The following is an 11,284-nucleotide window of genomic DNA, read 5'->3' as shown; positions in this document are numbered from 1 at the left end:
GCAGAACATCTTGGTCGCGGTGGACAGCTCGACGTGCACCTCGAGCCCGAGCACCGGGTCGAAGCGCGCGACGACGTCGTCGTAATCCAGCAGTTCGGTGCCGGCAGCAACGGTCATGCGTCGATCCTAGTGGCGCTGCGGGGCCGCGCGCTCCGTCCCCCCACCAGGAAACATGTCGGCCAGCGTGGCCGCCAACTCCAGGTAGGCGCGCCTGCTCTGCGCGCTGAGGCGGTCCAGCGCGATCGCCTTGCCCTGCTGCACATGACGGTCGAACGGCAGCACCACCACGGCGGCGACCCGAGCCGACAACTCGTCGAGTTCCTTGACCGCCGCGTCGTTCACCCTGGCGTTGGCGACGTGGTTGATCGCGAGCACCGTCGATTTCAGCAACCGCCGATAACCGTTGTTGCCCAACCAGTCCAGCGTGGTCTTCGTCTTGCGTATGGCATCGATGGACACCCCGGTCACCACCACCAGGGCCCGCGACTCGGGCAGCACGGCGTCCATCACCGGCGAATTGAGGGACTTGACGCAGTCCACCAGCACCACCGAATAGTGCTTGCGCAGGATCGAAAAGGCCGTGACGACGTCGGCGCGCCCGAGCCGCCAATCGCTGCGCGCGGGATCCGGCGGGCCGAGCGCTTCCAGCCCCACACTGTTCATGTAGGTGTGGGCGCGGACGTCCTGATATCGGGTGAACGCGCCGCCGGAGAGCAGTTCCGCCATGCTCAGGGCGTTAGGGCGGCCGTGCCGCTCGACGAGGTTTCCGGCGTCGAGGTCGACGGCGACGACGTGGTCGTCTCGCACGCGGGCGAAGGTGGAGCCGAGCGCCTCGACCACCGAGGTCTTGCCGACGCCGCCCTTGAGGTTGAGGACGGCGATGGGGAATGCGCCGCCGACCGGCGTCCGGATGCGCTCGCGCAGGCCGTCTTCGTACGCCGCGCGTTTGCCCGGCCCGAGGTCGATTCCGGTGACGCGCCGCACCAGGCGCCGCCAGTTGAACCCCGGTGGGGTCTCGGCGGCGCGGTCGTCGAGGACGTCGAGCGACGCCCCGCCCGCCACCGCCTCGCGGCGGAACGCCGGGGCGGCCGGACGCGCCGGGGTCGGCACACCGGCCGGTGGCGGCGCGCCGCGGGCCCCACGGTAGGGCTGCGGGACGGTCGCCGACGCCTGGGCGGGCGCGGCGCGCGGGCGGGGCGGGGCCGGCGGGCGGTGCGGCGGGACCGGTGGCCCCGCCGATCCGGCGGGCTGCTGAACGACTCCGCGAATCGAACCGCGGTTGCTCATAACTCCGGTATAGCCGCTCGCGGCCGATCGGGAAACCGCGACCGGCGGGAACAGCACGATCTCGCGGCGAATTCAGGAGATCGTCAGGTCGGCGCCACCGCGCGTTCGCCGAACCGGTGCGGCCTCAGCCGAAGAAGGCCGCCGCGTCGTCGTAGCGGCTGGCGGGCACGAGCTTGAGTTGGCGCACCGCGTCGGCCAGCGCCACCCGCCCGATGTCCTGCCCGCGCAGCGACACCATCTGGCCGTACTCGCCCGCGTGCGCGGCGTCGGCGGCGTTGACGCCGAACCGGGTGGCCAGCACCCGGTCGTAGGCCGTCGGGGTGCCGCCCCGCTGCACGTGGCCCAGCACCGTCACCCGGACGTCCTTGTTGATCCGCTTTTCCACCTCGACGGCCAGCTGCGCGGCCACCCCGGTGAAACGCTCGTGCCCGAATTCGTCGATCCCGCCCTCCCGCAACGCGATCGAGCCCGCGACGGGCTTGGCGCCCTCGGCCACGACGCAGATGAAGTGCGAATCCCCGCGCTGGAAGCGGCGTTTGACCAGCCGGCACACCTCCTCGATGTCGAAGGGCTGCTCGGGGATCAGCGTCATGTGCGCGCCGGAGGCCAGCCCGGCGTTCAGCGCGATCCAGCCCGCGTGCCTGCCCATCACCTCGACCAGCATCACCCGCTGGTGGGATTCGGCGGTGCTGTGCAGCCGGTCGATGGCCTCGGTGGCCACCGTCAGGGCGGTGTCGTGGCCGAAAGTGACGTCAGTGCAGTCGATGTCGTTGTCGATGGTCTTGGGCACACCGACCACTGGGACGTTCTCCTCCGACAGCCAGTGCGCGGCCGTCAAGGTGCCCTCGCCGCCGATGGGGATCAGCACGTCGATGCCGTTGTCGTCGAGGGTCTGCTTGATCTGGTCCAGTCCCGCCCGCAGCTTGTCGGGGTGCACGCGGGCGGTGCCCAGCATCGTCCCCCCCTTGGCCAGCAGCCGGTCGTTGCGGTCGTCGTTCTGCAGCTGGATGCGCCGGTTCTCCAGCAGGCCGCGCCACCCGTCCTGGAATCCGACCACCGAGGAGCCGTACCGGGCGTCGCAGGTGCGCACCACCGCCCGGATCACGGCGTTGAGCCCGGGGCAGTCGCCGCCCCCCGTGAGAACTCCGATCCGCATGTCCTCATCTTGCACCGTGGCCCGCCAGGTGGGGCGAGCAGACGCAAAAACACCCAGACTGCCGGCTTCGGCACTCCGAGCGTCTTCGCAATGCGCGGCGCCGGTCTGATCTACTTAGATGAACTCGAAGCGAAACCCATCTGTACGGCTCCGTCGGGCCACGCCGAGAGGAACCTCCGTGTCAGACGAGGAAACAGCCCAGCAACAGCAACAGCAAGCGCCGGCGGTCGTCGCGCGCGGCATTCAGAAGGCCGGACCGTGGGGTCCGGTCTTCGGACCGCTCGACTTGGACATCGAGGCGGGCGGAGTCACCGTGCTGACGGCGCCGGCCGGATCGGGACGGACCGCATTACTGATGAGCCTGGCCGGCCGGATGAAACCGACGACCGGAACGCTCGAGGTATTCGGTCGCAGGAAGGCCCGGGACATCTTCGCGGTGTCCGCGTTGGCCGGCATCGAGCAACTCGACTCGGTGTTCGAGTCGGTCACCGTCCGCGATGTGATCACCGAGCAGTCCCGCTGGGACGCGCCGTGGTACCGATTGGTTCGCCGCGCCGGCGAACAGGAGCTGATTGCCATGTGCCGAACGGTATTTGGCCAACTGCCGTTGCCACGTCTCAGCCAATACGTCGACCATCTCGATGAACTGGACGGGTTGCTGCTGCGCATAGCGCTGGCCAATACCGGCCGACCGCCACTGCTGGTGGTCGGCAGCGTCGACCAGGTAACCAGCAACCGCGACCGCGAGGTCCTGGTCCGCCGCCTGGTCGACCTGGGCGAGCACCAGACGGTGATCACCTCGACTGTCAACGATGTACCGGATGGTCTGGGCATTCGGGCGCAGATCCCGCTAGCAGAACGGGGACTCGACCAACCCGCCGAACTGGAACCGGTCGAACAGCAGAAAGGCGACGACTGATCATGCTTGCCGGAATGTCGCTGGGCACCGACCTCAAGCGCTACTCCCGCGGCACCATGCCGCGCCTGGCGCTGATCACGATCATCGCACTGCCACTGCTGTACGGGGCGATGTACCTGTGGGCGTTTTGGAACCCGTTCGCGGCGGTCGACAAGATCCCGGTCGCGTTGGTCAACGAGGATCGCGGCGCGATCGCGGCGGGCCGTGAACTGCGGGCCGGTGACCAGGTGGCCGAAGCGCTGCTGCGGTCCGGCCACCTGGATCTGCACCCGACGTCGGCAAGCCAAGCGGCAAAAGGGGTTTCCGACGGCACCTACTATTTCTCGATCACCCTGCCGCGCGACTTCAGTGCCGCCGTGGCATCGCCGGCGGGTCCGCACCCACGTGCGGCCGAGATCCAATTCCGCTTCAACGATGCCAACAACTACCTGGCATCGGTGATGGGGCAAAACGCCGCCCGGGAGGTGCTCAACCAGGTCAGCGCCAAGGTCGGCGAACAGGTCATCGGCACGGCGCTGACACAGGTCACCGACGAGGTCAAGAAAGCGTCCGACAGCGCCGGCCAATTGGCGGATGGATCCCAAACCCTGGCGAAAAACCTTGCCGGCGCGCGTGACGGCGCGGCAACGCTGGCCGGCGGCACCCGGCAGCTGTCAAACGGTATCCAGCAGGCGACCGACCCGCTGCTGAAAATGCTGGACGACCTCGCCGCGTCGAACCTCGACGTGAACGAGGCCGGCACCGCGGCGACGTGGCTGGGCGACAGCATCAAGGAGTTGACCGACCGGATTGCCGCGCTCAACGTCAACTACCAACAAGCCGCCGGGATCGTCAACCAGGTGGTGGACGGGTTGCGCGCCAACCCGGACCCGAATGTGCGGGGACTCGGCGACAGGCTCGACGCCGCGCAGCGCCTGCTCGCCACGAACAAAATGGACCCGGCCACCGACGAGGGCCTGGCCAAGTTGCGCGGCAAAACGCAACAGCTGGAAAACGACTTGGCCGATCCCAACAGCCGGTTGCGCACCGCGATAAACCAGACGCTCAACGGCGGCCTGCGGTCCGATCTTGTCGCATTGCGTACCGGTGCGTCCGCCGTCGATTCCGGTGCCGACAAGCTCCGCGGTGGGTTGCTGCAGCTGGCAGCCGGCAGCGACCGACTCGCCGCGGGCGCGCAGCAACTGGCCGGCGGGCTCGGGGAGGCCGACCAGCGCGTATCGACACTGACCGATCAGCAACGCATCCGGGTATCCCGGATCCTGGCGAATCCGGTCGGTGTCAATCTGGATTTCACCCATCAGGCCGCCACTTTCGGTACCGGGTTCGCGCCGTTCTTCTTGCCGCTCGCCTTGTTCATCGGCGCGCTGATCATCTGGATGTTGTTGACCCCGTTGCAAACTCGTGCCATCGTCGTCGGGCTGGGCGCATTACGGGTGGTGCTGGCCTCCTATTGGCCGGCTTTGTTGCTGGGGGTGTGCCAGGTGGCGCTGATGTATGCGGTGGTGCACTTCGGCGTCGGGTTGCACGCCGAGTACGCAGCGGGCATGGTGGCCTTCCTGATCCTGATCGTGGCGGCGTTCCTGGCGCTGATCCAGGCGTTCAACGCGGTTTTCGGCGTCGCGGTGGGCCGCGTGGTTACGCTGGCGTTCCTGATGTTCCAGCTGGTGTCCTCGGGCGGCGTGTACCCGGTGGAGACGACGGCGAAGCCGTTTCAGATCCTGCACCCTTACGATCCGATGACCTACGCGGTGAATGGGCTGCGGCAGTTGACGGTCGGCGGTATCGACGCCAGGATGTGGATCTCGGTGGGCGTGTTGTCCGGGGTGCTCGCCGCGTCACTGGCGGCGAGTGCATGGGCGGCCCGGCGCGATCGCCAGTTCACAATGGAACGACTCTATCCACCGATAGAAGTGTGACGTGTGCGCCGGTGCGATCCTCGCGACCCGGGTCCTCAGACGGGTGAGGACAGCGGGCCGCGGGCGGCCTCGTAGGCGGCGCCCACCCGGTAGAGGCGGTCGTCGGCCAGCGCGGGCGCCATGATCTGCAGGCCGACCGGCAGGCCGTCGTCGGGCGACAGCCCCGAGGGCACCGACATGCCGCAGTGCCCGGCCAGGTTCAGCGGCAGCGTGCACAGGTCGAACAGGTACATCGCCAGCGGGTCGTCGACCTTCTCGCCCAGCGGGAACGCGGTGGTCGGCGTCGCCGGCGACACCACGACGTCCACGGATTCGTAGGCCGCATCCAGGTCGCGGGCGATCAGCGTGCGCACCTTCTGCGCCTGGTTGTAGTAGGCGTCGTAGTAGCCGGCCGACAGCGCGTAGGTGCCGATCATGATGCGCCGCTTGACCTCCGGGCCGAAACCGGCGGCGCGGGTCAGCGCCATCACCTCCTCGGCGCTGTGGGTGCCGTCGTCGCCGACCCGCAGGCCGTAGCGCATCGCGTCGAAGCGCGCCAGGTTGCTCGACACCTCCGACGGCAGGATCAGGTAATAGGCGGCCAGGGCGTAGTCGAAGTGCGGGCAGTCGACCTCGCTCACCTCGGCGCCCAGCTCCGTCAGCTGGTCGACGGCGGCCTGGAACGACGCGAGCACCCCCGGCTGGTAGCCCTCGCCGCGCAGCTGCTTGACCACCCCGACGCGCACGCCCCGCAGGTCGCCGGCCTGCCCGGCCCTGGCGGCGCCGACGACGTCGGGGATCTCGGCGGCCACGGAGGTGGAGTCGCGGCTGTCGTGCCCGGCGATGACCTGGTGCAGCAGCGCGGTGTCGAGCACGGTGCGCGCGCAGGGTCCGCCCTGGTCCAGCGACGACGCGCAGGCCACCAGCCCGTAGCGGGACACCGTGCCGTAGGTGGGTTTGACGCCGACGGTCGCGGTCAGCGCGGCGGGCTGGCGGATGGAGCCGCCGGTGTCGGAGCCGATGGCCAGCGGCGCCTGGAAGGCGGCCAGGGCCGCCGCGCTGCCGCCGCCGGAGCCGCCCGGCACCCGCTCGACGTTCCACGGGTTGCGGGTGGGGCCGTAGGCGGAGTTCTCGGTCGAGGAGCCCATCGCGAACTCGTCCATGTTGGTCTTGCCCAGGATCGGGATGCCGGCCGCGCGCAGCCGCAGCGTGACGGTGGCGTCGTAGGGGGAACGCCAGCCTTCCAGGATCTTGGAGCCGCAGGTGGTGGGCATGTCGATGGTGGTGAACACGTCCTTGAGCGCCAGCGGGACACCGGCCAGCGTCGAGGGCAGCCGCTCGCCGGTGGCCACCGCGTTGGCAATCTGCTTGTCGACGGCCGCCGCCGCCGATAGCGCCTCGTCGGCCGCCACGTGCAGGAAGGCGTGGTACCGGTCGTCGGTGGCCGCGATCTGGTCCAGGCACGCCTGCGTCACCTCGGCCGACGTCAGCTCCCTGGCGGCGATCTTGGCGGCCAGCGTGGCGGCGTCCAGACGGATGATCTCGCTCACTCGACGTCCCCGAGGATCTGCGGGACGGCGAAGCGGCCGTCGACGGCCTCGGGCGCCGAGGCGAGCGCCTCCTGCTGGGTCAGGCAGGGCGCCTTCTCGTCCGGGCGCATCACGTTGACGTCCTTGAGCGGGTTGTCGGTGGCCTCCACGCCGCTGACGTCGACCGCCTGGACCTGGCTGACGTGGTTGAGGATGGCGTCGAGTTGGCCGGCGAAGCTATCCAGCTCGGTATCGGTCAGCGCCAGCCGGGACAGCCGGGCCAGGTGCGCGACCTCGTCGCGAGAGATCTGGGACACGAGCGAAAAGCCTAGCCCGGCGACGATGCGGCGCCGCAGGCGCCGCTGAGGAGCCGGGCCATCAGACCTAGCCCGGCGACGATGCGGCGCCGCAGGCGCCGCTGAGGAGCCGGGCCATCAGACCTAGCCGGGCTCCGGCAGCGAGCGTGCAGCCGGCCGATCCGGGACGGCCGAAATGCTCCCGACACATCCCTGTGCGACAGTGTTGGCCGTGCCGTCGTATCTATTGCGCATCGAGCTGGCCGACCGCCCGGGCAGCCTCGGGTCGCTGGCCGTGGCGCTCGGTTCGGTGGGCGCCGACATCCTGTCGCTCGACGTGGTCGAGCGCGCCGCCGGGTATGCGATCGACGACCTTGTCATCGAACTGCCGGCCGGGGCGATGCCCGACAAGCTGATCACGGCCGCCGAGTCGCTGTCCGGCGTCCGGGTGGACAGCGTCCGCCCGCACACCGGGCGGCTGGAGGCGCACCGGGAGCTCGAACTCCTCGACCGTGTCGCGGCGGCGGCCGGCAAGGGCTCCAAATTGCAGGTGCTGGCGAACGAGGCGCCCAGGGTGCTGCGGGTGAGCTGGTGCACGGTCCTGCACAGCGCGCAGGGCAAGGTGCACCGCCTGGCCGGCAGCACGGGCGCTCCGGAGACCAGGGCCGATTCAGCCCCCTGGCTGCCGATCGAGCAGGCGGTCACGCTGGACAACACCGGGGACTGGGTGCCGCAGGCGTGGCGTGACATGGACACCACGATGGTCGCGGCGCCACTGGGCGACCCGCACACCGCGGTGGTGCTGGGCCGCCCCGGCCCCGACTTCCGCCCGTCGGAGGTGGCCCGGCTGGGCTACCTCGCGGGGATCGTGGCCACCATGCTGCGCTGAGCCCGGTTATGCGGGCACGCGGTTCACCAGGCTGTCGTAGGTGGCGATGATCTTCTCGGTCTGCAGCGACTGACGGCCGGTGTCGCGGTGGGCGGTGACGATGCCGGTCATCTCCCCCAGCTTGTCGCGGTCCTCGACGAGCACCCGGATCGCCGCATCGCTGAATCCCAACGCGGCCAGACATTCTTCGCGGCCGACCGGCCGTGCAGGCGAACTCGTTGAGCAAGCCCGGCGGCGTCGATGAATTTCCGCAGCGAAGCCTCGAGGTGGCCCAGGCCGTAGATGTCGAGTGTGCAGTGGTCCACCCGCACGACCGCCTCGATTGCTTCCAGCGCCCGCTTCTCCGACGACAGGCGCCCACACCGGGCAAGTCGCAGCGGATCGTCGTCAGACGAGCCGGCTACCACGGCGGCCCGGGCTCGGTCGATGACGTCGTCGTGAACTCCATTGGAAATCGCCAAGAACGGGCGGGGCACCCCGCGCCTGGCCAGGGACCGGCGAAATGCCTGGTCGGTGTGATCTCGTGGTCCACGGCTTGGGCGTGCACCACCATGAGACGCCAGGCCAGCCGGGAAGCCGCACTCTCCTTTTGGGGGGCTGCCGGCTGTTGCGGGGTGAGTGGTCGGTAGTTGTCGGTGGTGTGCTGTAGGAACAACGGTATGAACCTGGCGGCGTGGGCTGAGCGCAACGGTGTTGCGGGGGTGACCGCGGATCGCTGGTTTCGGGCCGGGCTGTTGCCGGTGTCGGCGCAGCGAGTGGGTCGGCCTATTCTCGTCGATGAGGAGCCGATCGGCGCGGCTGGTCGAAGATCACGGACGGCTGTCTATGCGCGGGTCTCGTCGGCGGATCAGAAGGCGGATTTGGATCGGCAGGTCGCGCGGGTGACTGCGTGGGCCACGGCCGAGCAGATAACTGTCGGCACGGTGGTGACCGAGGTCGGGTCGCGCGCTGAACGGGCATCGCCGTAAGTACCTTGCGTTGCTGCGTGATCCGGCGGTGACGCGGATCGTGGTGGAGCACCGGGATCGGTTCTGTCGGTTCGGGTCGGAGTATGTCGAAGCGGCACTGGCCGCGCAGGGGCGTGAGCTGGTGGTGGACTCGGCGGAGGTCGATGCCGACCTGGTGCGCGATATGACCGAGATCCTCACCAGTATGTGCGCGCGGTTGTATGGCATACGCGCTGCACAGAACCGGGCCAAGCGCGCCCTTGCCGCTGCGGCATCCGACGGCGTGGAGGCGGCCTGAGATGCCGCGGTTCGAGGTTCCTGAGGGCTGGTGTGTGCAGGCGTTCCGGTTCACCCTGGACCCCACCGAGGACCAGGCCCGGTCGTTGGCCCGGCATTTCGGGGCTCGGCGCAAGGCATTCAACTGGACGGTAGCCACTCTCAAAGCTGATATGGCGGTGCTCGAAAGAGGCCTACGCCGATGGGATCGCCGGCGCCGCACGGCCGCCGAACAACCCCGAGACGGGGTGCAAGTCGCGTGACCACTAAAGATCACTCACTTGCAACGGTCAGCAGGAAGTCCTGGGCGATGTAGCGCCGCTGCCCCTTGTGGCGCGACTCTTTGGGTGAGCACGGCGGGGTGGTGGTGCGTCATGTGGGTTGAGGACGGGCTGGGCGTGACGCCGACCGGCGGGCGGGTTGTGGGTGGTGCTGTCACGGTGAGGACGGTCGGTTTAGGGTCCGGGTGATCTTGAAAGTCGACGGCCCTTCCCACGTGCTTTGACTGGGCTACTGGGAAGGGCCGTCCGAACGCCCGGAGGCGTCGTTGCTCAGTGTAGGTGTCGATCCTGTTGTTGTTGAACGTCAGTTGCGCTCGGGCGTGCTGAGCTGCCCGCGGTGCGGGCAGCGGTTGGCGCCGTGGGGGCACGCCGCGCCGCGGTTTGTGCGTCGTGCGACGGCGGTGGTGGAGCGGATCTGGCCGCGGCGGGCGATCTGTTCGAGCGCGGCGGGCTGTGGCCGCTCACACGTGCTGCTACCCCGGTTCTGTCTGGGCCGGCGGGTCGACGCGGTTTCGGTGATTTGGGCGGCGCTGCTGGCCCGGGCGGCGGGTTGGGGGTGGCGGCGGATCTGCGCGGCGGCGGGTCGCCCGGCCTCCACGGTTCGGGGCTGGCTGTCGCGGTTTTGCGTGCATGCCGAGTCGATCCGGGTCGGGTTCGCCCGGCTGGAACGCCACGCCAATACCGGCGCCGACATGGATCGTCTGGCTCCTGCGGCAAGCCCGGTCGCCGATGCGGTCGCCCAGATCGGTGTGGCGTGCGCGGCGGTGCGCCGGGTGGCCGGTTCGGCCGTGTTCGAGGTGTCGGCGGCCGAGCTGGTGGCGGCGTGCTCGGGTGGCTGGCTGTTGGGGTCGGGGCCGCCGGCGGTGGCGGCGTTGTCGATCAACATGAGCCCGCGTCTGTGAACGGCCGCCTCGGCGCGTCAGGGTCGAGCGCGTCACTGCCGTCGACCGTGGGAAGCGTTGAGGTGCCAATAGATGTCGAAGAAGAAGTCGCGGGCCGAGCGGGCGCGCGATATCGCGCTGTACCGGTATGCGCTGATTAGGCCGCTGGCCGATCCGGGCCTGTCAGCGACCGAGCGGGGTCGGCTGGTGCGGGAGCTGGCCGCCCAGGTGCATCTGGGCCCATCCGGTGAGCCGGTGACGGTGTCCCGCGCCAGCCTGGACCGCTGGATTAGGGCGTGGCGGGCCGGCGGGTTCGACGCGCTGATTCCGCCCGAACGCCAGGTGGCCCCGCGCACCGACGCCGAGGTGTTGGAGCTCGCGGCGCGGCTCAAGCGCGAACACCCCGCCCGTACTGCGGCCCACATCGCCCGCATCGTGGAGGCCGAGCAGGGGTGGGCGCCCTCGGCGCGCACTTTGCAACGCCACTTCGCCCGGCTCGAGCTCAACACCCGCCCGGACGGCAACCCGCCGGCCGCGTTCGGCCGATTCGAGGCCGAGGCGCCCGACCAGATGTGGATCAGCGACGGGCTGCACGGCCCGATCGTCGCCGGCCGCCGGGCGGTGTTGTTCGCGCTGCTTGACGACCACTCCCGCTACGTGCCCGGGCACCGGTGGGGCCACGGCGAGGACACCCTGGGCATGCAGGCCGCGCTGCACGACGCGGTCAAAACCCACGGCTGCCGGGCGTGTCATTCCATCTGTGTAAGTCCGGGGTGGTCCATCATCGGACCGCCGTTGGGCGGACAGAAGGAGTGTTTTGTGACCAAGACCGTGCAGATGCCGGCTGAGGAGACGACCGCGGCGCGGCGGCTGGCCGAGATGTTCACCGAAGAGACGCTGGACTCGTTGATTAAGGATGCGGTGAAGA

Annotated in this window: 11 protein-coding genes and 2 pseudogenes; 7 read left to right on the top strand and 6 right to left on the bottom strand. The window is 69.5% G+C overall.

The features are described 5' to 3' along the window. The 3 genes from AC2VOR_RS02015 to AC2VOR_RS02005 form a co-directional block, all read right to left on the bottom strand. The coding region (locus AC2VOR_RS02015; RefSeq protein ID WP_486963111.1) for a hypothetical protein at positions 1-117 on the bottom strand (117 nt) is incomplete at its 3' end. 9 nt (positions 118-126) lie between these two features. Continuing rightward, positions 127-1,287: a MinD/ParA family ATP-binding protein gene (locus tag AC2VOR_RS02010; protein WP_369739597.1), complete on the bottom strand. Its 1,161-nt coding sequence runs from the start codon at positions 1,285-1,287 to the stop codon at positions 127-129. A gap of 124 nt (positions 1,288-1,411) precedes the next feature. Next, on the bottom strand, positions 1,412-2,443 hold the full coding sequence (locus AC2VOR_RS02005) for an ATP-dependent 6-phosphofructokinase (RefSeq protein ID WP_369739598.1): 1,032 nt from the start codon (positions 2,441-2,443) through the stop codon (positions 1,412-1,414). A 178-nt stretch (positions 2,444-2,621) separates the two neighbouring features. On the opposite strand from AC2VOR_RS02005, the gene AC2VOR_RS02000 reads away from it, so the two are divergent. Both AC2VOR_RS02000 and AC2VOR_RS01995 read left to right on the top strand, forming a co-directional pair. Then, positions 2,622-3,362, top strand: a complete 741-nt coding sequence (locus tag AC2VOR_RS02000; RefSeq protein ID WP_486963110.1) for an ATP-binding cassette domain-containing protein — start codon at positions 2,622-2,624, stop codon at positions 3,360-3,362. 2 nt (positions 3,363-3,364) lie between these two features. Further along, complete coding sequence (locus AC2VOR_RS01995) at positions 3,365-5,278, top strand: YhgE/Pip family protein (protein WP_486963109.1); 1,914 nt, start codon at positions 3,365-3,367, stop codon at positions 5,276-5,278. Between the two features lie 35 nt (positions 5,279-5,313). On the opposite strand, the gene gatA is transcribed toward AC2VOR_RS01995, so the two are convergent. Further along, entirely contained in the window at positions 5,314-6,807 is a 1,494-nt protein-coding gene (gene gatA, locus AC2VOR_RS01990; protein WP_369739601.1) for an Asp-tRNA(Asn)/Glu-tRNA(Gln) amidotransferase subunit GatA, read from the bottom strand. Continuing rightward, positions 6,804-7,103: an Asp-tRNA(Asn)/Glu-tRNA(Gln) amidotransferase subunit GatC gene (gene gatC, locus AC2VOR_RS01985; RefSeq protein ID WP_369739602.1), complete on the bottom strand. Its 300-nt coding sequence runs from the start codon at positions 7,101-7,103 to the stop codon at positions 6,804-6,806. Before gatC ends, gatA begins: the two co-directional genes overlap by 4 nt. A 211-nt stretch (positions 7,104-7,314) precedes the next feature. Here gatC and AC2VOR_RS01980 point away from each other — a divergent pair, with 211 nt between their 5' ends. Beyond that, positions 7,315-7,971, top strand: a complete 657-nt coding sequence (locus AC2VOR_RS01980) for an ACT domain-containing protein (RefSeq protein WP_369739603.1) — start codon at positions 7,315-7,317, stop codon at positions 7,969-7,971. Between the two features lie 6 nt (positions 7,972-7,977). On the opposite strand, the gene AC2VOR_RS01975 is transcribed toward AC2VOR_RS01980, so the two are convergent. Further along, complete coding sequence (locus AC2VOR_RS01975; RefSeq protein ID WP_369739604.1) at positions 7,978-8,142, bottom strand: hypothetical protein; 165 nt, start codon at positions 8,140-8,142, stop codon at positions 7,978-7,980. Between the two features lie 488 nt (positions 8,143-8,630). On the opposite strand from AC2VOR_RS01975, the pseudogene AC2VOR_RS01970 reads away from it, so the two are divergent. From AC2VOR_RS01970 to AC2VOR_RS01955, 4 genes and pseudogenes are all read left to right on the top strand, one after another. Continuing rightward, positions 8,631-9,216, top strand: a pseudogene (locus AC2VOR_RS01970) (IS607 family transposase). Between the two features lies 1 nt (position 9,217). After that, positions 9,218-9,370: pseudogene (locus AC2VOR_RS01965) on the top strand (helix-turn-helix domain-containing protein); the annotation flags it as partial. 572 nt (positions 9,371-9,942) lie between these two features. After that, positions 9,943-10,377 carry a helix-turn-helix domain-containing protein gene (locus tag AC2VOR_RS01960; protein ID WP_486963108.1) on the top strand — a complete coding sequence of 145 codons (435 nt, stop codon included), beginning with the start codon at positions 9,943-9,945 and terminating at the stop codon, positions 10,375-10,377. A gap of 72 nt (positions 10,378-10,449) precedes the next feature. Continuing rightward, a partial coding sequence (locus tag AC2VOR_RS01955; protein WP_486963107.1) for a helix-turn-helix domain-containing protein occupies positions 10,450-11,284 on the top strand: 835 nt, incomplete at its 3' end.

It is taken from the genome of Mycobacterium sp. TH-M103, assembly GCF_057473785.1.
This window is presented reverse-complemented; position numbering and strand designations above follow the sequence as displayed.

What these genes read in the sequence shown, in the direction of transcription:
- AC2VOR_RS02010 (WP_369739597.1), bottom strand. Translation starts at nt 1,287, where the DNA reads ATGAGCAACCGCGGTTCGATTCGCGGAGTCGTTCAGCAGCCCGCCGGA.
- AC2VOR_RS02005 (WP_369739598.1), bottom strand. Translation starts at nt 2,443, where the DNA reads ATGCGGATCGGAGTTCTCACGGGGGGCGGCGACTGCCCCGGGCTCAAC.
- AC2VOR_RS01995 (WP_486963109.1), top strand. Translation starts at nt 3,365, where the DNA reads ATGCTTGCCGGAATGTCGCTGGGCACCGACCTCAAGCGCTACTCCCGC.